General features: G+C 66.9%; 1 pseudogene. It reads left to right on the top strand.

The features are described from left to right. Positions 1 to 269, top strand: a pseudogene (locus QN345_RS20200) (mechanosensitive ion channel protein MscS); the annotation flags it as partial.

Genomic DNA, 269 nt, shown 5'->3' with positions numbered 1-269 from the left:
CTCGCCTCGAGTCGCAAATGGCGGTCGATCATCCTCGAGAAGCCGGAGATCTGGGGCCTCGAGTCGATTTCCGCCGAGGCCCTTGTCACCCGGCTCGCCGTGAAGGTGCGTGTCTCGGCGAAGTGGGACTTCGCCCGCGACCTGCGCCTGCACCTGAAGCTCGCGCTCGACAGCCTCGGGGTTTCGCTCACTCCGCTCAACAGCGTCGTGATGACGGGGTCGGACGACGGCTCGGATGCCACGCCGCCGACGAACCCCGTCGATATCGC

The organism is Cryobacterium sp. 10I1 (assembly GCF_035019805.1).
In the GTDB taxonomy this organism is placed as follows: domain Bacteria; phylum Actinomycetota; class Actinomycetes; order Actinomycetales; family Microbacteriaceae; genus Cryobacterium; species Cryobacterium glucosi.
The sequence above is the reverse complement of the archived record's forward strand: the minus strand, read 5'-3'. Positions and strand labels throughout refer to the sequence as shown.